General features: G+C 73.6%; 18 protein-coding genes and 1 riboswitch. Of the genes, 8 read left to right on the top strand and 10 right to left on the bottom strand.

Annotated features, from left to right (window positions below; genetic code table 11):
* Positions 1–284: 284 nt before the first annotated feature.
* A complete protein-coding gene (locus ACFXMF_RS11025; protein WP_360309811.1) occupies positions 285–1,004 on the top strand; it encodes a polysaccharide deacetylase family protein in 720 nt (239 codons plus the stop codon).
* Between the two features lie 150 nt (positions 1,005–1,154).
* A complete protein-coding gene (locus ACFXMF_RS11020; RefSeq protein ID WP_360309813.1) occupies positions 1,155–1,370 on the top strand; it encodes a hypothetical protein in 216 nt (71 codons plus the stop codon).
* A 46-nt stretch (positions 1,371–1,416) separates the two neighbouring features.
* Here ACFXMF_RS11020 and ACFXMF_RS11015 read toward each other — a convergent pair whose 3' ends face one another.
* Positions 1,417–1,899 carry a Fur family transcriptional regulator gene (locus ACFXMF_RS11015; protein ID WP_360309815.1) on the bottom strand — a complete coding sequence of 161 codons (483 nt, stop codon included), beginning with the start codon at positions 1,897–1,899 and terminating at the stop codon, positions 1,417–1,419.
* On the opposite strand from ACFXMF_RS11015, the gene cobG reads away from it, so the two are divergent.
* From cobG to ACFXMF_RS11000, 3 genes are all read left to right on the top strand, one after another.
* On the top strand, positions 1,900–3,225 hold the full coding sequence (cobG, locus tag ACFXMF_RS11010; RefSeq protein ID WP_379988182.1) for a precorrin-3B synthase: 1,326 nt from the start codon (positions 1,900–1,902) through the stop codon (positions 3,223–3,225).
* The gene (locus tag ACFXMF_RS11005; RefSeq protein WP_360309819.1) at positions 3,218–3,844 is read left to right on the top strand and encodes a precorrin-8X methylmutase; all 627 of its coding nucleotides are present in this window, start codon (positions 3,218–3,220) and stop codon (positions 3,842–3,844) included. Before cobG ends, ACFXMF_RS11005 begins: the two co-directional genes overlap by 8 nt.
* 97 nt (positions 3,845–3,941) lie before the next feature.
* On the top strand, positions 3,942–5,486 hold the full coding sequence (locus ACFXMF_RS11000) for a precorrin-2 C(20)-methyltransferase (RefSeq protein WP_379988181.1): 1,545 nt from the start codon (positions 3,942–3,944) through the stop codon (positions 5,484–5,486).
* 122 nt (positions 5,487–5,608) lie between these two features.
* Here ACFXMF_RS11000 and ACFXMF_RS10995 read toward each other — a convergent pair whose 3' ends face one another.
* Entirely contained in the window at positions 5,609–6,358 is a 750-nt protein-coding gene (locus ACFXMF_RS10995; protein WP_360309864.1) for a cobalt-precorrin-6A reductase, read from the bottom strand.
* A gap of 119 nt (positions 6,359–6,477) precedes the next feature.
* Between ACFXMF_RS10995 and ACFXMF_RS10990 the strand changes: the two genes are divergently transcribed.
* Positions 6,478–7,575 carry a cobalt-precorrin-5B (C(1))-methyltransferase gene (locus tag ACFXMF_RS10990; protein WP_360309823.1) on the top strand — a complete coding sequence of 366 codons (1,098 nt, stop codon included), beginning with the start codon at positions 6,478–6,480 and terminating at the stop codon, positions 7,573–7,575.
* 26 nt (positions 7,576–7,601) lie between these two features.
* Here ACFXMF_RS10990 and cobM read toward each other — a convergent pair whose 3' ends face one another.
* The 5 genes from cobM to ACFXMF_RS10965 all read right to left on the bottom strand — a co-directional run bounded on the left by cobM (position 7,602) and on the right by ACFXMF_RS10965 (position 16,125).
* The gene (gene cobM / locus ACFXMF_RS10985) at positions 7,602–8,363 is read right to left on the bottom strand and encodes a precorrin-4 C(11)-methyltransferase (protein WP_360309825.1); all 762 of its coding nucleotides are present in this window, start codon (positions 8,361–8,363) and stop codon (positions 7,602–7,604) included.
* Between the two features lie 4 nt (positions 8,364–8,367).
* Positions 8,368–9,621, bottom strand: a complete 1,254-nt coding sequence (gene cbiE / locus ACFXMF_RS10980; RefSeq protein ID WP_379988180.1) for a precorrin-6y C5,15-methyltransferase (decarboxylating) subunit CbiE — start codon at positions 9,619–9,621, stop codon at positions 8,368–8,370.
* Positions 9,614–13,261, bottom strand: coding sequence for a cobaltochelatase subunit CobN (cobN, locus tag ACFXMF_RS10975; protein WP_379988179.1), 3,648 nt, complete (start codon positions 13,259–13,261; stop codon positions 9,614–9,616). Before cobN ends, cbiE begins: the two co-directional genes overlap by 8 nt.
* 227 nt (positions 13,262–13,488) lie before the next feature.
* Positions 13,489–13,587, bottom strand: a riboswitch (cobalamin riboswitch).
* A gap of 189 nt (positions 13,588–13,776) precedes the next feature.
* The gene (locus tag ACFXMF_RS10970; RefSeq protein WP_360309831.1) at positions 13,777–14,904 is read right to left on the bottom strand and encodes a beta-eliminating lyase-related protein; all 1,128 of its coding nucleotides are present in this window, start codon (positions 14,902–14,904) and stop codon (positions 13,777–13,779) included.
* A gap of 72 nt (positions 14,905–14,976) precedes the next feature.
* The gene (locus ACFXMF_RS10965; RefSeq protein WP_360309833.1) at positions 14,977–16,125 is read right to left on the bottom strand and encodes a CaiB/BaiF CoA-transferase family protein; all 1,149 of its coding nucleotides are present in this window, start codon (positions 16,123–16,125) and stop codon (positions 14,977–14,979) included.
* Positions 16,126–16,219: 94 nt separating this feature from the next.
* Between ACFXMF_RS10965 and ACFXMF_RS10960 the strand changes: the two genes are divergently transcribed.
* Complete coding sequence (locus tag ACFXMF_RS10960; RefSeq protein WP_379988178.1) at positions 16,220–16,951, top strand: ArsR/SmtB family transcription factor; 732 nt, start codon at positions 16,220–16,222, stop codon at positions 16,949–16,951.
* A 34-nt stretch (positions 16,952–16,985) separates the two neighbouring features.
* On the opposite strand, the gene ACFXMF_RS10955 is transcribed toward ACFXMF_RS10960, so the two are convergent.
* From ACFXMF_RS10955 to ACFXMF_RS10945, 3 genes are read right to left on the bottom strand one after another with little or no spacing between them, the layout of a single operon-like run.
* The gene (locus ACFXMF_RS10955) at positions 16,986–18,164 is read right to left on the bottom strand and encodes a hypothetical protein (protein ID WP_379988177.1); all 1,179 of its coding nucleotides are present in this window, start codon (positions 18,162–18,164) and stop codon (positions 16,986–16,988) included.
* Entirely contained in the window at positions 18,161–19,666 is a 1,506-nt protein-coding gene (locus ACFXMF_RS10950; protein WP_379988176.1) for a hypothetical protein, read from the bottom strand. The genes ACFXMF_RS10955 and ACFXMF_RS10950 overlap by 4 nt, the downstream gene beginning before the upstream one ends.
* A gap of 42 nt (positions 19,667–19,708) precedes the next feature.
* The gene (locus ACFXMF_RS10945) at positions 19,709–20,704 is read right to left on the bottom strand and encodes a GlxA family transcriptional regulator (RefSeq protein ID WP_379988175.1); all 996 of its coding nucleotides are present in this window, start codon (positions 20,702–20,704) and stop codon (positions 19,709–19,711) included.
* 119 nt (positions 20,705–20,823) lie between these two features.
* Between ACFXMF_RS10945 and ACFXMF_RS10940 the strand changes: the two genes are divergently transcribed.
* Positions 20,824–21,762 carry an NAD-dependent epimerase/dehydratase family protein gene (locus tag ACFXMF_RS10940; protein ID WP_379988174.1) on the top strand — a complete coding sequence of 313 codons (939 nt, stop codon included), beginning with the start codon at positions 20,824–20,826 and terminating at the stop codon, positions 21,760–21,762.
* Positions 21,763–21,854: the final 92 nt, after the last annotated feature.

Genomic DNA, 21,854 nt, shown 5'->3' with positions numbered 1-21,854 from the left:
AACCGCCCACCCCCTTTATCTACACTGTTTTTGTCGCCGCCTGCTTCTTTTTTTTATAACACACCCCACCCCCCCGGTCCAATTTTGGCCCGCCCTCTGGTGGGGGCCCGGTGGGGGCGCGGCCCCCCGCCCGGGCCCGAGTCGGTTGCCCTCGAAGTCGAGTCGCCTGCCGTCGAGAGCGGGTCGAGGCCGGCCCGGGGCTCGGGTCCGCCGAACCGGTGAACTCCGGCCGAGTCGTGCGTGTCCTCGCGATCGTGGTCCCGGACATGTGCAAGACACTCGGCATGGACACCACCTCTGCCACGTCGCGCCGTACGTTGCTGATGGGCGCCGCCGCCACCTTCGGTCTGCTGACCTTCGCCACCCCGTCCGCCGTCGCGACCGACGGACAGCCCGCCCCCCGCCCCGCCTTCGTCCGACAACCGGTATGCGAGGTCGAGGCCGGGCCGCGGCGCATCGCGGTGACCTTCGACGACGGTCCGCATCCCGAGTACACCCCGCAGGTGCTGCGGGTGTTGCGCAGATACCGCGTGCCCGCCACGTTCTGCGTGGTGGGTACGGAGGTCGAGCGGCACCCCGAGCTGCTCCGCGCGATCCACGACCAAGGCCACGCGATCGCCGGCCACACGTGGTCGCACGCCGATCTGCAACAACTCTCGCCGACCGCCGTCGCCGAGGAGGTGGAACGCGGTCTGAGCGCGATCGGCCGCGTGTTGCCGGACCTTCGGGTCGACTGGTTCCGCGCGCCGTACGGCCGGTGGTCGTCCGAGGTGATGGGCGTGCTGAGCGCGAACGGCCTGAACCCACTGGGCTGGTCCGTCGATCCGCGGGACTGGGAGCGGCCCGGCGCACCCGAGATCGTCAAGCGGGTGCTGGCCGCGACCACGACCGGCTCGATCATCCTCAACCACGACGCGGGCGGCGACCGCGAGCAGACGGTGGCCGCACTCGAAGTGTGGCTGCCCCGACTGCTGACGAGCGGCTACCGCTTCGTCCAGCCCTGACCCGACCGGGCCTGCGGCGCCTCGGGCTCCTGCCCCCACGCCGCAGGCATCACCCCCGCCCGCTGAGGCGCGGATCGGCTTCCGGGTGTCGGTGTCGGCCGGCACACCGACAATTCGGCCACAAGCGACATCCGTGTCTCCGGGGAGTCGATGTCCAGCCATCGGGCACGTCTGCGCACCGTTTTCGGCGCCAAGCACACCTGGCTCGTCCTTGCCGTCGTCATAGTCCTGATGTCGGCTACCCAATTCTGGCTGCCGGGCTGGTGCTCCTGGTTCCTGTTCCCCGTCATCCACATCGCCGGGGGCATCGCCATCTGCTGGAACGTGGACGACCGGGAGATCGCCGAAGACGAGCGCATGGAGTAGCGGGCCCAATCCGGGCGGCGCGGCCCGGAGCACCCCGAGCACCCGGTCACCCGCGGGCGAATGCCTCGGCGCGCTTGGTGCAGGTTTCGCAGCGGCCGGTCAGCGCGACCGCGGTCGGATCGAGGGCGAAGCCCTGTTCGCCGGCCAGTCGGGCGGCGACCCCGTCCAGCAGGTCGCCCGGCGCGTGACTGACCGTGCCACAGACGCGGCAGCGCACATGCACGTGTGTGCCGCCCACCAGGTGGCCCGCCAGGTGGTAGGTGGCCGCGTCGTGCCGCAGCCGGGTGAAGGCGACCAGGTCGAGGCGCTCCAGCGCGTCCAACGCGCGGTAGATGGTGGTGCGATGCACGCCCGGCGCCGCGCGGGAGACCGCGGCGAAGATCGCGTCGGCGCTCAGATGTTCGTCGGCGTCCGCGAGTGCCCGAAGCACCGCGGTGCGCGCCACCGTGACCCGCTCGCCGTGCGCGCGGATCTGCCGCACCGCCTCGACGACCGGGTCGGGGGTGGGGTGCTGCACACCGTCGTCCATATGCAACAGTGTCGCATCTGGCCGGTGGGCAGCCCGACCTGGGGTGCCGGGCCGGCGACGGCGATACGAGACATCCAGGGACGACGAAGGACGGTGGGTGCGGTGGTGGTCCGGGAGCGCGACGACGCCTGCCCCGGAGTCGTGGACACGTCGCCGGCCGACGACGGCCTGATCGCGCGCGTACGCCTCCCGGGCGGCCGGCTCGACCCGGCCCAAATTCGCGAACTCGCGGTCCTGGCCGAGCGATTCGGCACCGGCTCGGTCGACCTGACGGCACGCGCCAACGTGCAGCTGCGCGGCCTGGCCGAGGCCGACCTGCCCGCCTTCGCCGACGCCGTGGCCGCGGCCGGTCTGATGCCCTCGCGCAGCCACGACCGCGTGCGCAACATCCTCGCGAGCCCCCTCGCCGGCCGCGATCCGAACGCCCTGCTGGACGCCGACGCCGTACTCGCCGCCGTCGACCGGGCCCTGTGCGCCGCACCCGACCTGACCGCCCTCTCCGGCCGCTTCCTGATCGGCATCGACGACGGCGGGCTCCCGATCGCCTCGGCCCGGCACGACCTGGACCTCGTCGCCCACACCGAGCACACCTTCGCGCTGCACGTCGCCGGCCACGACACGACCCGGCGCTTCGGCCCCGCCGACGCCCCGGCGGCCGTCGTGCACACGGCCCGCGCGTTCCTGGCCGCCCGCGCCCGATCCGGCGCCTGGCACGTCCGCGAACTCCCCGACGGGGCGGCCCGTTTCGCCGCCGGCCTCGCGGCCGATCCCGGCCTGCCCGACCACGCTCCCGCGGGCCCCGCCCGATCCCGGCGAGCCGACGCCGGCCGACCGCCGATCGGCGTACTCGCCCAATCCGACGGCCGCTTCGCCGTCGGAGCCCTGGTGCCACTCGGCCGCCTGACGCAGCATCACCTGGCCGCCCTGATCGCGCTGCGGACCGAACTGCGGATCACCGGCGGTCGAGGCGTCGTGCTTCGTGACGTGACCGACCCGGACGCGACCCTGGCCGCCCTCGAAGCGGCCGGCCTCCCCTGCGACCCCGCCTCCCCGTGGCGCGGCGTGACCGCGTGCAGCGGCCTGGGCGCATGCCGCCGAGCATTGGCCGACGTGCGCACCGAGGCCACCCGGCACGCCCTGGGCCGCCGCTCCCCCGACGCCGCCCCGGACCGCGCCGACACCCACTGGGTCGGCTGCTCCCGGGCCTGCGGCAAGCCCGCCGGCGCGACGCTCCTGGTCGCCCGCGAGGACGGCACCTACGAAACCGCCCCGCCCCACCCGCCACACGACCACCCCCTCGGGCAAAGGAGCAGCCGACGTGGATGACTGGATCAAGGACGGTGCCGAGATCTATCGGCGCTCGTTCGCGACCATCCGGGCCGAGGCGGACCTGGCCCGCTTTCCCGAGGATGTCTCGCGCGTCGTCGTTCGGATGATCCACGCGTGCGGCATGACCGACCTGCCGCAGGACGTCGGCTTCCATCCCGAGGTGGCCCGGGCCGGGGCCGAGGCGTTGCGGGCCGGCGCGCCGATCCTGTGCGATGCCAACATGGTGGCCTCCGGGGTGACCCGCAAGCGGCTGCCCAAGGACAACGACGTGCGCTGTCTGCTCACCGATCCGCGGACGCCGGTGCTGGCCGCCGAGCAGGGCACCACCCGCAGCGCCGCTGCCGTGGACCTGTGGGTCGACGACCTCGCCGGTGCCGTGGTCGCGGTCGGGAACGCGCCCACCGCGCTGTTCCGCCTGCTCGAACTGATCGACCGGGGCGCGCCGCACCCGGCCGCGATCGTCGGCATCCCGGTCGGCTTCATCGGCGCGGCCGAGTCCAAGCAGGCCCTGGCCGAACACCCCGCCGGCATTCCCTACCTCGTCGTCCACGGCCGCCGCGGTGGCAGCGCGATGACCGCCGCCGCCCTGAACGCCCTGGCGAGCGAACAGGAATAGCCGCGGCGCCGAACCGGAGTCCGCCCGGATTCCGGAGCCGAAAGCCCCGAACCGCACCGCACACCCGCACCCCGCACCCATCCCCCAGGAGCGCAGCGTGACCACCACCGGCCGCCTGTACGGCATCGGCCTCGGCCCGGGCGACCCCGAGCTGATCACCCTCAAGGCACATCGCCTGATCACCTCGGCCGACGTGGTCGCCTACCCGGTCAAGAAGGGTGCGCGCGGCGTCGCGATCACCATCGCCGAGCCGTATCTGAGCGACACCCAGCTGCGCCTCCCGCTCGAATACCCGGTGACCACCGAGAGCACCGACCACCCGGGTGGGTACGACGGCGCGCTCGCCGACTACTACGACTCGACCGCCACCGAGATCGCCGCGCATCTGGACGCCGGTCGCGACGTCGCGGTGTTGTGCGAGGGCGACCCGTTCTTCTACGGCTCGTACATGTACTGGCACGAACGCCTCGCCGACCGCTACCCGGTCGAGGTCGTGCCCGGGGTGACCTCGGTCAGCGGGGCGGCGGCGGTGTTGGGACGGCCGCTCGTGCAACACGACGAGGTGCTCACGATCCTGCCCGGCACGCTGCCGCCCGAGGTGCTCGCGGCGCGGCTGCGGACCACCGACTCGGCCGCGGTGATCAAGCTCGGCAAGCGGCATTTCCCGGCCGTACGCGATGCGTTCGAGCAGGCCGGCTTGGCCGATCGCACGTGGTACGTGGAGCGGGCGACCACCGATCGGCAGCAGGTGCGCCCGCTCGCCGACGTGGTTCCGGACGAAGTGCCGTACTTCTCCCTGGTGATCACCCCGTCCGCCGCCCCCGGCGGCGAGTTCGCCACCAACCGCACCCCGTGCGCGCCCGAGCCGGCGTACGTGTTGCCCGAACCCACCGGCGAGCTCGGCTCGATCGACGTGGTCGGCCTCGGGCCGGCCGGTCCGCAATGGCTCACCCCGGACGCGCACGCGGCCCTCGCCGCCGCGGACCACCTGGTCGGCTACGGCCCGTACGTGGACCGCGTCCAGCCCCGCCCCGGCCAGAAGCGCCATCGCACCGACAACCGGGTCGAGGCCGAACGCGCGCGGCACGCCATCGCGTTGGCCGAGGCGGGCGGCCGGGTCGCGGTGGTCTCCTCCGGCGACGCGGGCGTGTTCGCGATGGCGTCCGCCGTACTGGAGGCGGCGCACGAGACCGCGACCGAGGTCCCGGTCCGGGTGGTCGCCGGGCTGTCCGCGATGCAGGCCGTGGCGTCGCGGGCGGGGGCGCCGCTGGGTCACGACTTCTGCGTGATCAGCCTGTCCGCGATCCTCAAGCCGTGGGACGTGATCGAGCGTCGGCTGACCGCCGCCGCCGAGGCGGACCTCGCGGTCGCGATCTACAACCCGGCCTCCAAGACCCGGCGCACCCAGGTCGCGGACGCCCGCGACCTGTTCCTCAAGCATCGCGCCCCGGGCACCCCGGTCGTGGTCGGCCGCGACGTCGGCGGCCCGACCGAGTCGGTGCACGTGGTCCGGCTGGCCGACCTGGACCCGGAGCTGGTGGACATGCGTACGCTGCTGATCATCGGCTCGTCGCAGACCCGCACCTACCCCCGGCCGGACGGCGGCACCGGCGTGTACACGCCGCGACGCTACCCGGCCTGACGGCCCGAGCCGTGTCGACGACGATCCCGGGTCGGGTCGCCCCCGCACGGCCGGGGCGGCCCGGTCGAGGAGCCGAGATCGACGCGCGACGGTCGTATGTCACAGTGAGTGGCGTGCGCGACTCACGTCCCGGCCGCCGCGGCCGACCCGTCCAGGACCCACCGCGCGGCGGCTGCCGCGTCGGTGACCTGTTCCGGCGCGCACACCCGGGGACGGCGGATCAGCACCACCGGCAGGCCCAGCTCCCGGGCGGCGGTGAGCTTGGCCGCGGTGAGGGCGCCGCCGCTGTCCTTGGTCACGATCGCGTCGATGCGCCGGTCACGCATCAGCGCGATCTCGTCCCCGACGGTGAACGGGCCCCGGGACAACAGGACTTCGCAGGCCCGCGGGAGTGCTCCGGTCGGCGGCTCGACGCTGCGCAGCAGGAACCACAGGTCGTCCAGGTGGGCGTAGGGCGCGGTCTCCAGGCGACCCGTGGTCAGGAACACCCGTCGGGCCAGGCCGGGCAACACCCGCGCGGCCTCGGCCGCGGAGTCGACCGGATACCAACGGTCACCCGGCACGGCCGTCCATCCCGGCCGTTGCAGGCGCAGCAGCGGGACGTGCGCCTCGGCACACGCGGCGACCGCGTTCGCCGAGATCCGGGCCGCGAACGGGTGGGTGGCGTCGACCACCGCCGCGACGCCGCGCGCCCGCAACCACGCGACCAGTCCGGGCACGCCGCCGAAGCCGCCCACCCGGGTCTCGCCGACCGGCAGCACGGGTGCGCTGGTCCGCCCGGCCAGCGACGAGACGACACACAGCCCCGGTACGTCGACCAGACGCGCGGCAAGCACCCTCGCCTCGGCGGTACCGCCGAGCAACAACACCACGCGGCCCGCCCCGGCCCGGGAGGCGAGCGGGACGGGCGCCTCGGTGAATGCCTCCGCTCCGCCGGGTCCACCGGATCCGCTCGACCCGCTCGACCCGCTCACGATTGGCTCCTCGACCGATGACCGGCCCCGATCGTCTGCGCCGCGGCTGGACCACCGGCGCGTGTGCGACCGCCGCGACGACCGCCGCCTACCAGGCCCTGTTGACCGGCGAGTTCCCCGACCCGGTGACGGTATGGCTGCCCGGCGGCCAGACGCCCGCGTTCGCGCTCGCCGTCGAGGAGCTCACCGCGCCCACCCGGGTCGCCATGGCCGGTGTGGTCAAGGACGCCGGCGACGACCCGGATGTCACCCACGGTGCGCTGATCCGGGCCACCGTCCGGCACGCGGCGCCCGGCACCGGGGTGACCTTCCGGGCCGGCCCCGGCGTCGGCACGGTGACCCTGCCCGGCCTCCCGCTCGCGGTCGGCGAACCCGCCGTCAATCCCGTGCCACGCAAGCTGATCCGCGAAGCGGTGGCCCGGGTGGCCGCCGCGCACGGCGGTACCGGCGACGTCACGGTCGAGTTGTCCGTGGACGACGGCGCCCGGATCGCCGAACAGACCTGGAATCCGCGCCTGGGCATCCTGGGCGGGCTGTCCATCCTGGGCACCACCGGCGTCGTCATCCCGTACTCGTGCTCGGCCTGGATCGACTCGATCCGGCGCGGCATCGACGTCGCGCTGGCCACCGGCGAGACACACGTGCTCGGCGCGACCGGCACCACCTCGGAGCGGGTCGGGGCGCAGGTGTGCGGCCTGTCCGGCACCGCGCTGTTGGACATGGGCGACTTCGCCGGCGCGCTGCTCAAGTACCTGCGTCGGCACCCGATCCCGCGCCTGACCATCGCCGGCGGCTTCGCCAAGCTCTCCAAGCTCGCCGACGGCCATCTCGACCTGCACTCGGGTCGCTCGCAGGTGAACCTGGACGCGCTCGCCGACCGGGCCGCGGCGGTCGGCGGCGACGCCGCGTTGGCCGCGCACATCCGCGCCGCGAACACCGCCCTGCACGCGCTCGAACTGGCCCGGGCGGCCGACGTCCCGCTCGGCGACGCGGTCGCGGAAGCCGCCCGCGACGCCGCCCGGTCGCTGCTGCGCGGCAGCGAACTCCCGATCACCGTCGACGTGATCGCGATCGACCGCGCGGGCACCATCGTCGGCCGCGCCGCGCCGGCCTAGATCGCGGCGATCCGGACCCGCGCCGCTCACCCGACCGGCCTCGGCTCGCCACGATCGCGGATCTCGCTGTACAGGTGGCTGTCGCAGAAACCCGGTTCACCCAGCACCCGGCCGACCATGATGATCGCCACCGCCTTGATCCCGTTGTCGCGCACCAGGGACACCAGGTCCGCCAGTTCGCCGCGCACGATCAGTTCGTCCGGGCGGGACGCGCGCGCGACCACCGCGACCGGGCAGTCCGCGCCGTACAGCGGGGTCAACTCGGCGACCACCCGCTCGACTCGACCGACCGCCAGATGCAGCACCAGCAGCGCGCCGGACCGGCCCAGCGTGGCCAGGTCCTCGCCCGGCGGCATCGCCGTCGCGTTGCCCGCCACCCGGGTCAGGATCACCGTCTGGCCCACCGTGGGCAGCGTCAGCTCGCGGCCCATCGCCGCCGCCGCGGCGGCGAACGCCGGTACGCCCGGGGTGATGTCCCACGGAATGCCCAGCGCGTCGAGCCGGCGCTGCTGCTCGGCCACCGCACTGAAGAACGAGGTGTCGCCGGACTGGAGGCGGGCCACGTCGTGCCCGGCCGCGTGCGCGGCGCGCAGTTCCTCGACGATCTCGTCCAGGTTCAGCTCGGCGGTGTCCACCAGTCGGGCTCCGGGCGGTGCCGCCTCGACCAGTTCGCGCGGCACGAGCGCGCCGGCGTACAGGCACACCGGCGACGCGGCGATGATCCGCAACCCCCGCACCGTGATCAGGTCGGCCGCGCCGGGCCCGGCGCCGATGAAGTGCACGGTCATGGAACTACTCCTCGTTCGCATCGGAAAGCGGCTTGACCGCCACCCACTGGGTGACCGGCATCGCCGGCCGCCATCCGGTGAACCGGCCCACGGGGGCGGACCGGGTGACCTGAAGGCGCGTCAACTCCCCGCCGTACGCCGCACGATGGCGCAACACCTCGGCCTCGGTCTCGGCCACCACCGCGTTCGCGACCAGCCGGCCACCGGGGCGCAAAGCGGCCCAGCACTCTTCGACCACGCCCGGCAGGGTCAACCCACCGCCGATGAACACCGCGTCCGGGGCCCGGCCCACCCGCTCGCGGAGTGCCTCCGGCGCCCGACCGACCACGATCCGCAACGCCGGCACGCCCAGCGCGACCGCGTTCGCCCGGGCCCGCTCGGCCCGGTCCTCGCGGGTCTCGAAGCCGACCGCCCGGCACGACGGATGCGTGCGCATCCACTCGATGCCGATACTGCCGCTGCCCGCGCCCACGTCCCACAACAACTCGCCGGGACGAGGCCCGAGCACGGCCAACGTCACGGCGCGGATCTCGCGCTTGGTCAACTGCCCGTCGTGGGCGTAGGCATCATCCGCCAGACCGGGAGCCCGACTCAGCCCGGGGCCGTCCGCGCACTCGATCGCGACCACGTTCAAGTCCGCGAACCGCCGCTCGGGAGCCGCCGCGAGCGCGTCGGCGGTGCCCCGCCACGTCGACTCGGCCGGGCCACCCAGGTGTTCCAACACGGTGACCGCGCTCGTCCCGAAGCCGCACTCGCCCAACAAGGCGGCGGCCCGACCCGGCGTGGAGCCATCCGCGCTGAGCAGCAACACCCGCGCCCCGGCGAACAGTTCGGCGGCCAATCCGGCCAGCGGTCGGCCCACCGCGCTGACCACCGGGACGGCCTGCACCGACCAGCCCAGCCGCGCACACGCGAGCGAGGCCGACGAGGGAGCCGGCAGCACGACGACCCGCTCGGCGCCCAACTCCCGGACCAGCGCGGCCCCGACGCCGTAGAACATCGGGTCCCCGCTGGCCAGCACGCACACCTGCCGGGCCCCGGCCAGGGCGGCGACGAAGTCCACCGAGAACGGCGACGGCCAGCGGACCCGCTCGGTTGCCACCCCCTCCACCATGGCCAGGTGCCGCGCGCCGCCGACCAATACGTCGGCAGCGCCCACCAACGCCCGGGCCGCCTCGGAGAGTCCGGCCCAGCCGTCGTCCCCGATCCCGACCACGGACACCGTCCGGGTCGGCGTCGGGGCGTCCCGCTCAGGCATCCCCCGCGTCCTCGCCGCCTTCGAGGTCGCCCTCGACGTCGAGGTAGACCTCACGCAGGCTCTCCAGGGTGGCGGCCTCCGGCTTCCCCCACATGCCTCGGTCGGCGGCTTCGAGCAGCCGTTCGGCGATGCCGCGCAGCGCCCACGGGTTGGACGTGCGCATGAACTCGCGGTTGGTCTCGTCCAGGACGTATTCGCCCGCGAGCCGCTCGTACATCCAGTCGGCGACCACACCGGTGGTGGCGTCGTAGCCGAACAGGTAGTCCACCGTGGCGGCCAGCTCGAACGCGCCCTTGTACCCGTGCTTGCGCATCGCCTCGATCCAGCGCGGGTTGACCACCCGGGCCCGGAAGACCCGGGCGGTCTCCTGCTGGAGCGTGCGGGTGCGGACCGCGTCGGGCATGGTCGAGTCGCCGATGTAGGCCGCCGGCGCGGTGCCGGTCAGCGCGCGCACGGCGGCGACCATGCCACCGTGGTACTGGAAGTAGTCGTCCGAGTCGGCGATGTCGTGCTCGCGCGTGTCGGTGTTCTTGGCCGCCACCGCGATCCTGCGGTAGGCGTCCTCCATGTCCTCGCGGGCGAACACCCCGTCCAGGCCCCGGCCGTAGGCGTAGCCGCCCCAGGTCGCGTAGACCTCGGCCAGGTCCGCGTCGTCGCGCCAGGTGCGCGCGTCGATCAGCGGCAGCAGCCCCGCGCCGTAGGCGCCGGGCCGGGAGCCGAACACGCGCGTGGTGGCTCGGCGCGCGTCGCCGTGTCGGGCGGTGTCGGCGCGCACGTGCGCCCGGACGTAGTTGTCCTCGTCCGGCTCGGCCAGCTCCGCGACCAGCCGCACCGCGTCGTCGAGCAGCAGCACCACGTGCGGGAACGCGTCCCGGAAGAACCCGGAGATGCGCACCGTGACGTCCACGCGGGGGCGGCCCAGCTCGGCGAGCGAGATCGCCTCGATGCCGGTCACCCGCCGCGACGCGTCGTCCCACACCGGACGCACGCCGAGCAGCGCCAGTACCTCGGCGATGTCGTCGCCGCTGGTGCGCATCGCGCTGGTGCCCCACACCGAAAGGCCCACCGAGCGCGGCCAGTCGCCGTCGTTGTCCGCGCGGTAGCGGGCCAACAGCGAGTCGGCGAGGGCCTGTCCGGTCTCCCAGGCCAGTCGGCTCGGGATCGCCTTCGGGTCCACCGTGTAGAAGTTGCGGCCGGTCGGCAGCACGTTGACCAGCCCGCGCAGCGGCGAACCGCTGGGCCCGGCCGCGACGTAGCCGCCCTCCAGGGCGTGCAGCACCGCGCCGATCTCGTCGCCGGTGCGGTCCAGGCGCGGCACGATCTCGGTCGCGGCGAACGCCAACACGTCGGCGACCGCCGCCGATTCGGCGCCCAGCACCTCGTGTGTGACGGCCAGGGCCCGGGCCGGGTCCCAGCCACCCGCCTCCATCGCCGCGACCAGGCGATGGGCGCGGTCCTCGGCGTCGTCGGTCTCGGTGCGCGAGGCGCCGCCGCCCTCGACCAGGCCCAGCGATTCGCGCAGGCCCGGGAGCGCGGCGGCCTTGCCACCCCACACCTGACGGGCCCTCAGCATCGCGGTGACCAGGTTGATCCGGCCCTCGCCGGTGGGCGCGCTGCCCAGGATGTGCAGGCCCTCGCGGATCTGCGCGTCCTTGACCTCGCACAACCACCCGTCCAGGTGCAGGATCAGGTCGTCGAACTCGGCCTCGTGCGGCCGGTCGGTGATGCCCAGGTCGTGGTCGAGCTTGGTGGCCTGGATCAGCGTCCAGATCTGCGCCTGCAGCGCCGGGCCCTTGGCCGGGTCGAGCGCCTGCACGTTGGCGTATTCGTCGAGCAGTTGCTCCAGCCGGGTCAGGTCGCCGTACGTCTCGGCCCGCGCCATCGGCGGCACCAGGTGGTCCACGATGATCGCGTGCGCACGCCGCTTGGCCTGCGCGCCCTCGCCCGGGTCGTTCACCAGGAACGGGTAGACCAGCGGCAGATCGCCAAGCACCGCGTCCGGACCGCACTCGGCGGACAGGCCCAGGTTCTTGCCCGGCAGCCACTCCAGCGTGCCGTGCTTGCCCAGGTGCACGAGCGCGTGCGCGCCGAACCCGCCCGGTCCGGCGGGCGCGTCCAGCCACCAGTAGGCGGCCAGGTAGTGGTGACTCGGCGGCAGGTCCGGGTCGTGGTAGATGGCCACCGGGTTCTCGCCGAAGCCGCGCGGCGGTTGGATGATCAGGATCACGTTGCCCGCGCGCAGCGCCGCGAGCACGATCTCGCCCTCGGGATCGCGCGAGTGGTCCACGTACAGCTCGCCGGGCGGCGGGCCCCAGTGTTCCTCGATGTTCGCGCGCAGCCCGAGCGGCAACTTCGCGTAGCGCTCGCGGTAGTCGGCCGCCGAGATCCGGACCGGGTTGCCTTCGAGCTGACCCTCCGTCAACCACTCCGGGTCCTGACCGCCCGCCGCGATCAGCGCGTGGATGAGCTTGTCGCCGTCCGGCGGTTCGAGGCCGGGCAGCGCGTCGGCGCCGTCGAGCGCGCCGACGTCGTAGCCGGCCGCGCGCATCGCGCGCAGCAGCGCGACGGCGGAGGCCGGGGTGTCCAGACCGACCGCGTTGCCGATCCGGGAGTGCTTGGTCGGGTATGCGGACAACACCACGCCGACCTTGCGCTCGCCGGCCGGAATGTGCCGAAGTCGGGCGTGTCGAACCGCGATTCCGGCCACTCGCGCGGCTCGTTCGGGGTCGGCGGCGTAGTGCGTGAGCCCGTCCGGGCTCGTCTCCTTGAACGAGAACGGGACGGTGATCAGCCGGCCGTCGAACTCGGGCACCGCGACCTGGGTGGCCGCGTCCAGCGGCGACAGGCCCGCGTCGCCGGCCTCCCATTCGGCCCGGCTGGTGGTCAGGTTCAACGCCTGGAGGATGGTGATGTCCAGGCCGGCCAGCGCGCCGACGTCCCACTGTTCGTCGTCGCCGCCGGCGGAGACCTCGGCGGGCTTGGCCCCACCGGCGCCCCCCGCCGCGAGCACGGTCACCAGCAGCGCGTCGAGTTCGCCCAGTGCCGCGAACAACGATTCGTCCGCGCCACGCAACGACGCGCACCAGATCGGTACCGGCCGGCCGCCCGCGTTCTCGATCGCCGCGCACAGGTCGGCCACGAACGCGGTGTTCCCGGCGAGGTGATGGGCGCGGTAGTAGAGCACGCCCACGGCCGGGCCCTCGATCTCCCGGGCCGAGCGGTCCAGCCGGCCCCAGGAGGGCACCTCGACGGGCGGCTCGAAGCCGTGCCCGGTGAGCAGCAGCGTGTCGGAGAGGAAGTGGTGGAGCTGGGTCAGGTTGGCCGGTCCGCCCTGGGCGAGGTAGGCGTGCGCCTGGGCGCTCACCCCGGCGGGTACGGTCGCCAGCTCCATCAGCGCGGCGTCGGCGGCGAGTTCGCCGCTGAGCACGACGACCGGGCGCGGGCCGGCCAACAGCGCGTCCAGACCCGCCTCCCACGCGCGTCGCCCGCCGAGCAGGCGGACCACGACCAGGTCGGTGCCGTCCAGGAGCGCGGGCAGGTCGGCCGGCTCGACGCGGGCCGGATTGGCCAGGCGCCAGTCGCCCTCGCTCGCCTTGGCGCTGAGCAGGTCGGTGTCGGAGGTCGACAGGAGCAGGATCACCGGGGGCCTCCGCCGATGCCGGCGTGGCGAGCCACGAGGTGGATGTCGCGAACGGCGACGCCGTCGCGGGTGCCGTCGCCGAACGTGCCGCGACGGCGAGCGGGCAGCTCACCGACGGGGAAACCGCAGCGGTCGAAGCTGTGTACGCAAGAACGCCGGCAGGACGAAATCGTCACCTGGAGCGCCTCTCCGGGGTCCTCGCCCCATCGGACTCGGGGTGAGACGCGCAGTTCCTGACTCCCGGTCACGTCGCAGTCGTCCGAGGACGTCGTACAACGGAGCCGGTCACAGTGGCGGGACCGTCCCGGGATCACACCGGGTTCCTGCCACGCCCTCCCCGCGCCGGTAGGGCCGGCGCGGGGCCAGCATCGCTCAGTGGCCCGCCTTGACGCAACATGCCCCGATCGGCGTCGGCACCGGTGGTGACACATCTCACCGCCCCGGCCCGCCCCAACCGGGCCCGCTCGTCCGCCCCGAGCCGGGGATCGATCCGGCGCGGGAGCACGCCCGCCCGGTCAGCCGCTCGCGCGGACCCGCCGCACGAACGCGTCGAACGCGTCGGCGACCTCGTCGGCGGTCCACTCCAGGGCCGGTTCGGCGACGGTGATCTCGGTGTACGAAAGCCCCGGCGGGCCCGGCTCGGTCCAGCGGCCGGCCAACCACACCCCGTGCTCGGCGGCGTACTCGACGCCGACCCGGTCCAGCAGCGCGGCCGGATAGGGCAGCCACATCTGGAATTGGTGGGTGTGCGGGACGGCCGGGAACACGATCGCCCCGGGCACCCGGGCCAGGCCGGCCGCCACCGTCGCGGCGTGCGCGACCCAGGCGTCCAGCCGGGGCAGGGTCTCCTCCAGTGCCGCGAGCGCGTCCAGCGCCATCGGCCAGGCCTGGAACGGCCGCCCGCCGTAGCGGTGCCGCCACGCGTGCGCCTCCTCGATCAGTTCGGCGCCACCCGCGAGCGCCGCTCCGGCACTCGCCCCCAGGCCCTTGTAGTAGGAGACGTAGACGGAGTCGAACAGGTCGACGATCTCGCTCAGGGAGCGCCCCAGATGCGCCGCGCTCTCCCACAATCGCGCGCCGTCCAGATGCAGCGCGGCGTCGCGGTCGCGCCCGGCCTGCACGACGGCGATCAGGTCGTCCCACGCGGGCAGGACGAACCCGTGGTCGCGCAGCGGGAGTTCGTAGAAGAGCGTGCCGAACCTCTCACCGCAGGTGCGGACGTCCTCGGCGGTGATCTGGCCGGGCCCGTGGGTGAGTACCAGCGGCCGGAGCCCGGACAACACCGAGACCGCGTCCCGCTCGTAGGTCAGCGGATGGGCCCTGGGGTGGATGCCGACCACGTCGGACCCGGTGGCTCCGGCGTGGCAGCGCAACGCGACCTGCTGGGCCATCGTGCCGGTCGGGAACAGCAGCGCCGCCTCGGTGCCGAGCAGTTCGGCCGTGCGGGCCTCCAGGCGGGCGACCGCGCCGCCGTCGGCGTAGACGTCGGGCCACGCGTCCGTGTCGAGCGTGCGCTCCGCGTACGCGGTCAGTCGGGCCAGCCGTTCGGCGACCGTGGTGGGTCGTACCCCGGACAGGATCCGGCCGCAGGCGCGGATCGCGCGCATCCGGCCGGTGTGCTCGTCGCCGTCGATGTAAGCCATACAGGCATCATCCAACGAGGCGCCCGGCACGGCGTCCGCCCCGCGCCCCTGCTCGGCCGGCACGTCGAGCGCTCAGTCGGCCTCGATGCCCAGTTCGACCAGGATCGCCGCGGTATGTTCGCCGACCGCCGGGATCGGGCCCATCGCCGCCTCGCGGCCGGCCACCGTCACCGGCGGCAGCAGCGCGCGCAGCGGACCGACGGGCGAGTCGATCAGCCGCGACCGGTCCCGGGCGGCGTGTTGCGGGTGCTCGGCGAACTCGGCGACGGTGCGCATTCGGGCGTTGGCGATGCCGACCTCGTCCAGGCTCGCCTCGATCTCGGCGGCGGTGCGGTCCGCGAAGGCCGCCTCGATCAGCTCGGTGAGCCGCTCGTTGCCGGCCACCCGCAACGAATTGTTGCGAAACCTCGGGTCCTCGACCAGGTCCGGCCGACCCAGCACCCGCTCGCACAGCGCGGCCCACTCGCGGTCGTTCTGCACGCCGACGAACACCTGACCGCCGTCGCCGACGCGATACGGCCCGTACGGCGCGATCGCCGCGTGCCGGGCCCCGGTGCGCGGCGGCGGCGTCCCGCCATAGGTCGCGAAGTAGTACGGGAAGCCCATCCACTCGCCGAGCGCGTCCAGCATGGACACCTCGAACGAACTGCCCTCGCCGGTGACCCGGCGCTCGTACAGGGCGGTCAGCATGCCGGTGAAGGCATACATCGCGGCGGCGATGTCGGCGATCGGGATGCCGGCCTTGGCCGGCGTGTCCGGCGTGCCGGTGATCGACAACAACCCGGCCTCGCACTGCACGAGCAGGTCGTACGCCTTCTTGTCGCGATAGGGACCGGACGTCCCGTAGCCCGATATGCCACAGACGATCAGCCGGGGGAATCGGGCCCGCAGCTCCGCCGCGCCCAGCCCCAGGCGATCCGCCGCGCCGGGCGCCAGGTTCTGTACGAACACGTCCGCGCGGGCCAGCAACCGGTCCAGGATCTCCGCCGCCCGCTCGTCCTTGAGGTCGAGCGCGAGGCTTTCCTTACCCCGGTTGACCCAGACGAAATGGCTCGACAGTCCCTCGACGGTCTCGTCGTAGGTACGGGCGAAATCACCCGCGCCGGGCCGCTCGATCTTGATCACGCGCGCACCGAGATCGGCCAGTTGCCGGGTCGCGTACGGCGCCGCGATGGCCTGTTCCAGGGAGACGACGGTGACGCCCGCGAGAGGTAGCAGCACGCGTCCATCCTGACAGAGCGCCGAAACCGCGACGCGGCCCGGCGCGGCGCACCCTTCGGCGCGGGCCGAAGCGTCGTCGGCCGATGATGGCGGCATGGACTCGATCGCACGCGCCACCGACCCGGACTCCGTCCCGCGGCTCGCGGCCCTCGCCGCGCTCCTCGCCGACGAGACCCGCGCGGCGGTGTGCCTGGCCCTGCTGGATCGGCGTGCCTGGACCGGTGGCGAATTGGCCCGGCACTGCGGTGTCGCGCCGTCCACGATCAGCGAGCACCTGACCAGGCTGGTCGAGGGGGGCCTGCTGGTCCGGGAGCGACAGGGTCGACACGGCTACGTGCGGCTGGCCGACGCCGGGGTGGCCCGGATGGTCGAGGACCTGGCCGCGTACGCGACGCCCACGACCGCGCGGCCGGCGAACTCGCTGCGCGCGCACTCGGCCGGGGCGGCGCTGGCCCGGGGTCGCACCTGCTACGACCACCTGGCCGGCCGGCTCGGCGTGGCGATCACCGACGCGCTGACCGACCGCGACCTGCTCCGGCAGGACACCGGCTTCGCGCTCACCGACGACGGCCTCGCCTGGTTCACCGACCTGGGTGCCGACCTGGCCACGCCGAGCAAACGCCCGTTGGCCCGCCCCTGCCTGGACTGGACCGAACGCCGCCACCACCTCGCGGGCACGGCCGGCGCCGAACTGTGCCGGGTCCTGCGAGTCCGCGGCTGGACCGAGCGGGTCGGCACGGGCCGCGCGGTCCGGGCCACCGAGGTGGGGCGCGCCGAGCTGGGGCGGCTGCTGGGGATTCGGGAGGCCGAATTCGAGGTGGCGTGACCGCCTCCCGGACGGGGGTGTCCGGGCGGCTCGGTCAGTCCGACGAACGCCGCAGCCGGTCGACCAGGCGGCGGGCCCAGGAGCGCCCGGGTCGAGGCGGGTTCGCCGCCCGGCCGGGAGACGACCCCGCGTCGCCCTCCGCCCCGGGCGCCCAGGCCGGCCGCGGCCACTGCCCGGCCCCCGACTCCACGTCCGCGCCCGGTGCGTCGCGGCCGAGGATCACCCGCATGGGCAGCTTCGGGAAGCCGGCCACCTCGGCGGCGTCGAAGTCGGCCACCCCCAGACCGGTACCGGTACGCGTGGCACCGGGCGTGGTCGTGCGCAGCTCCCATTCGCTCCCCCGCCCCAGGATCCGGACCGGCACACCACGCGCCCGAAGTTCGGCGCCGAGCCGAAAGCGCAGACACGGCCGATCCGGCCCGAGCAGATGGCGGGGAGCCCCGTAGTCCCCGGACGCCTCGCACGCCACGGTGAACGTGGCCCCGGACACCCAGACCACCTCCAACACCGCGGCCTCGCCCGCGTCCGGGATCGGCACGATCGCCGTGAGGTCGCCCACGCCGTGCAGCACGAACGTGCCCTCGGGCAGATCGGGCCGGATCGACGGTGTCGGCTCGACGTCGATCGACCACGGTCCGCGCGCGGTGACGACCATCATCTGTGGCCCGACCACGCCGAACTCCCAGGACTGCCAAGGCTGTTCTGGATGCGGATCGATCTCCTGCCAGGTCCCCGCCGCAGCGTCCGCCCCCGCCGATGGTGGCAACAGACGCACGTCGACCGGCCCGCCCGATCGCGTACCGATCAGCCTGCCCACCCCCAGCGGCCCGGTATACCGGAGCACCTCGCTGCCGACACCCGCGATCGAGCGCTCGAACTCCCGGACCGCGTCCGGGTCCCTGAGCCGGAGCGACCACGCGCCGGCGCACCGGACCCGCACCGCCCGCAGCACGCGTCCTTGCCCGTCCACGGTCAAGATGCTCGCGTCGGAGCCCTCGGCCGGCCCGTCGTAGGCACACCACCCGACCGGTCCACCCGGCCGCTCGATCCGCCACAGACGCAGTTGTTCACCCGGCGCGCTCTCGATCCGGACCAGGGCGATCCGACCCCGCACCGGAACGTCGAGCACCACGTCCGCGTCGCCGAAGCCCCGGTGGGTGAACGGGGTGTCGTCCTCTCCGTGCCCTCGGGCCCGGTCGGGCGGGGCGCTCATCGTGGGTGTGCCTCGATCCGCCAGGACTGCCCCTCTGCCGCGGTGACGGTCAGGAAGCCGGCCGCCACCTCGAAGCGCACCGGCTTGCCGGCCTTGCGGAGTGAGCTACGGGCGGCCACCGCGTCGCGGCCGGCCCGATTCGGTTCGAGTGTCGGAATTCCCACGATCACCCGGGCCGCCCGGACCGCTCCCGCCCGCACGTCGAGCGTGGCATCGGGTCCGGTGTACCGAACGAGTTCCGGGCCACGTCCGGTGAGCGAACGGTCGAAGTCACGAATGTGCTCGACCGGAAGTGCCGAGATCACCCAGGAGCCCTGCTCCGACACACTGATCGTGTCCGGTTCGAGGCCGACACCGATGACCGATGTCATGTCCCCCGCAGCGCCGCTCAGTCGGGTACAGCTCCACTCCCCCAGCGGATTTCGGGCCCATCGGCGGATCGTCGGTCGACCCGTCGGCTCGTGCAGTACCAGGCGTGCCGGCGGCCCGTCATAGCGCAGCACGTCGCTCCCCAGGCCCGTGTGGCGCGAACCCAACCGCTGCGCACCGGCCGGCGGGACGACCCGCAGCTCCCACTCGGCGTCCCGCGCCTCCAGTTCGATCTCGACGGGAGCACCGCGCCTCGGCTTGGGGACCAGCAGATAGCGCGTCGGGTACCCCGGTCCCACCTCGTAGGTGTGGAACACGTTTTCCCGAAGCGGCCATTCCGGCACGTTCACGCACAGGTTCGCGAACGCGAGTACCTCCAGGACGGCCGGCTCATCGGGGTCGGGCAGGGTGACCCCGACCGTGCGCGAGCCCATCCCGCGATGAGCCGGCGGCCCGGCAGACGGACCGCTCTCGTCCGGGCCGGCCTCCTCCGTCGACAACTGCCAGTCGTCCCGGGTCAGTACGACCACGAGTCGTGGGCCGTCGAGGGTGATGGCGTACCGACCGGCACCCAGGAACGCGACTTCGGCCGAGTCGTCCGCCTGTTCGGCCGACGAGTCGGCCGGGTCCATCGCGAATGCCGCCACCCCGGATTCGGGCAACACCCGAATGCGCGCGTTGCCCCCGGCCCCGTGCACGTCGGCGACCAGCGTGGCCACGCACCCGGGGCCGTCGTAGCGCACGACCTCGCAGCCGTGGCCCGCGAGCGTGTCGACGAGTTCGCGCGCCGCACCGGGTTCCTTCAGTTGCAGCGTCCAGGATCCGTCGCTGACCACCTTGAGCATGCGCAGGGCGCCCGGACCGGTGTCGTGCACCAACAGGCTCCCCTCTTCGCCCTGTTCGGGCGCCGAGTACAGGAAATCCCCGAACGGCGAACCGGGTTCGGGCACGGACCACAGATCCAGGCTGGTTCCGGCTGGCTTGACCACCTGGAGCAACGCCGGACTCCCGGGCACCGGGAAGGCCACTCCGACCTCGGAATTCCCGCTGCCATGGCACGTGTACGGCGTGTCGTCGTGATCGAAGTCCTGCACCACACCCTCGCCGTGGTCCGGTCGAACAGAATCGTTCATGTCGCGACTGTTCCACACCCGGCGCAACGCCGAATGGCCGGTTCACAAACTCCGGGTCGGCGACCTGCGTCGGGCCCGACCTGCGGTATCGACCCGAATCCGGCTGAACGCGGCACGGTAGCCGCTCGGGGTCAGCCCGGTCCGGCGCACCAGGTGCTTGCGCAGCGAGTCGGTGGTGCCGATGCCGCTGTGCTGCGCGACCAGTTCCATCGACAGGTCGGTGGTCTCCAGCAACTCTCGTGCACGGTCCACCCGTTGGTGAAGCAGCCACTGCAACGGGCTGAGGCTCGTCTCGGCTTGGAAGCGGCGGGTCAGGGTACGCACGCTGGTGCTCGCGTGCGCGGCCAGGTCGGCCAGGGTGAGGGGTTCGTCGAGGCGGGCCAGCGCCCAGGCCCGGGTGCCGGCGAGCGATACGCCGCTTTCCGGGGGCAGCGGGGATTCGATGAACTGGGCCTGGCCGCCCGGGCGTACCGGTGCCGCGACGACCAGGCGGGCGACGATGTTGGCGGTGGCCGCGCCGTAGTCGGTCCGGATCAGGTGCAGGCACAGGTCGATCCCGGCGGACAGGCCGGCCGAGGTCAGGATCGGCCCGTCCTCGACGTACAGCACGTCCGGCCGCAAGTCCACGGCCGGGAAGCGGCGGCGGAACTCCTCGGTCATCGTCCAGTACGTGGTGGCCGCGCGCCCGTCCAACAGGCCCGCCTGCGCCAGCACGAACGCGCCGGTGCAGATCGACGCCACCCGCTTGCCCGCCGCCGCGGCGGTACGCAGCGCGGCCAGGACGCGCGGGTCCGCGTCCGCACGGGCACCGGTGCCGGTGACGATCACCGTGTCGGCGTCGTGCATCGCGTCCAGGCCGTGCGGCACCACGATGTCCAGGCTGCCGGTGCCGACCACGGCGCCCGGCTCGGCGGTACACACCCGGACCCGGTAGCCGGCCACGCCGTCGACCACATCGACCGCACCGAGCACCAGTTCCGGGATGGACAGGTCGAAGGTGGTCACCGGTGGCACGGCCACGACGGCTATTCGATGCATGGCCCGAACCTCCGGATGTTTGGCATTCCGGCCACTACCGTACGACCCGGCGCGGACGGAGGCTGGACACGTCCCCTTCGGACACCCTTCCTTCCCCTCCTCTTTGTCCTGGAGCACGCATGTCCTCGTCCTCTTCCCCCCACCACGTCGTGGTCGGCGCCGGCGCCACCGGCACCGCCACCGCGCTGCTGCTCGCCGGCTCCGGCGAGCGGGTCCGGGTGTTCACCCGCCGCGGAACCGGCCCGGACCATCCGCTGATCGAACGCCACGCCGTCGACGCGACCGATGCCGCCCGCCTGGTCGAACTCACGCAAGGAGCCGAGACGTTGTTCAACTGCGCGATGCCGGCCTACCACCGCTGGCCCACCGACTGGCCGCCGCTGGCCGGCGCGCTGCTGACGGCGGCGGAGCGCACGGGGGCGCGCTATGTGATGCTCGGCAACGTATACGGCTACGGCCCGGTGGACGGGCCGATGACCGAGGACCTGCCGATGGCGCCGAGCACCGTCAAGGGCCGGGTGCGCGCCGCGATGTGGACCGACGCGCTCGCCGCGCACGACGCGGGCCGGGTACGGGTCACCGAGGTACGCGCGAGCGACTTCGTCGGGGCGGGTGCGAACTCGCTGTACAACTTCCTGGTCGTCCCGCACGTGCTCGCCGGCACCCCCGCAGCGCTCCCCGGCAACCTGGACGCGGCGCAGAGTTGGACGTACACCGGCGACGTGGCCCGCACCCTGGTCGCGGCGGCACGCTCCGCCCGATCGTGGGGCCGGGCCTGGCACGTACCGTCCTCGACCCGATCCATCCGGGCGACGACCGCCCGCCTCGCCGCGCTGACCGGCTCGCCCGAGCCGCGCCTGACCCGGATGACCGCCGAGGAGGTACGCACGATCGGCCGCCGGGACCCGATCATGGCGGAGGTCGAGGAGATGCTCTACCTCACCGAGGGCGACTCCACACTCGACGCGACGTTGACGACGAGGATCCTGGGCGTAACGGCGACGCCCCTGGACACCGCGTTGTCGGAGTTTGCCGCGGCACGGCCCGCGCACGCCTGAGCGGGCGCGCCGGGCGTCACGTGCGGGTGACGCCCGGCGGTCGATGCCGACCGACCCCCGCCGTGCCGTGTTTAATCGGGGGTGATCCGGCG

This window comes from Embleya sp. NPDC059213 (assembly GCF_042754445.1).
In the GTDB taxonomy this organism is placed as follows: Bacteria; Actinomycetota; Actinomycetes; order Streptomycetales; family Streptomycetaceae; genus Embleya.
Note: the sequence above shows the minus strand (reverse complement) of the source record. Positions and strands in the feature narration are given on the sequence as shown.

Excerpts from the sequence above, each read along its gene's own strand:
- cbiE (WP_379988180.1), bottom strand. The coding sequence starts at position 9,621 with ATGCCTGAGCGGGACGCCCCGACGCCGACCCGGACGGTGTCCGTGGTC.
- cobG (WP_379988182.1), top strand. The coding sequence starts at position 1,900 with ATGCAACAGTGTCGCATCTGGCCGGTGGGCAGCCCGACCTGGGGTGCC.
- ACFXMF_RS10940 (WP_379988174.1), top strand. The coding sequence starts at position 20,824 with ATGTCCTCGTCCTCTTCCCCCCACCACGTCGTGGTCGGCGCCGGCGCC.
- ACFXMF_RS10945 (WP_379988175.1), bottom strand. The coding sequence starts at position 20,704 with ATGCATCGAATAGCCGTCGTGGCCGTGCCACCGGTGACCACCTTCGAC.
- ACFXMF_RS11025 (WP_360309811.1), top strand. The coding sequence starts at position 285 with ATGGACACCACCTCTGCCACGTCGCGCCGTACGTTGCTGATGGGCGCC.
- ACFXMF_RS11015 (WP_360309815.1), bottom strand. The coding sequence starts at position 1,899 with ATGGACGACGGTGTGCAGCACCCCACCCCCGACCCGGTCGTCGAGGCG.
- ACFXMF_RS10990 (WP_360309823.1), top strand. The coding sequence starts at position 6,478 with ATGACCGGCCCCGATCGTCTGCGCCGCGGCTGGACCACCGGCGCGTGT.
- ACFXMF_RS10950 (WP_379988176.1), bottom strand. The coding sequence starts at position 19,666 with ATGAACGATTCTGTTCGACCGGACCACGGCGAGGGTGTGGTGCAGGAC.
- cobM (WP_360309825.1), bottom strand. The coding sequence starts at position 8,363 with ATGACCGTGCACTTCATCGGCGCCGGGCCCGGCGCGGCCGACCTGATC.
- ACFXMF_RS10960 (WP_379988178.1), top strand. The coding sequence starts at position 16,220 with ATGGACTCGATCGCACGCGCCACCGACCCGGACTCCGTCCCGCGGCTC.
- ACFXMF_RS10970 (WP_360309831.1), bottom strand. The coding sequence starts at position 14,904 with ATGGCTTACATCGACGGCGACGAGCACACCGGCCGGATGCGCGCGATC.
- ACFXMF_RS10955 (WP_379988177.1), bottom strand. The coding sequence starts at position 18,164 with ATGAGCGCCCCGCCCGACCGGGCCCGAGGGCACGGAGAGGACGACACC.
- ACFXMF_RS11020 (WP_360309813.1), top strand. The coding sequence starts at position 1,155 with ATGTCCAGCCATCGGGCACGTCTGCGCACCGTTTTCGGCGCCAAGCAC.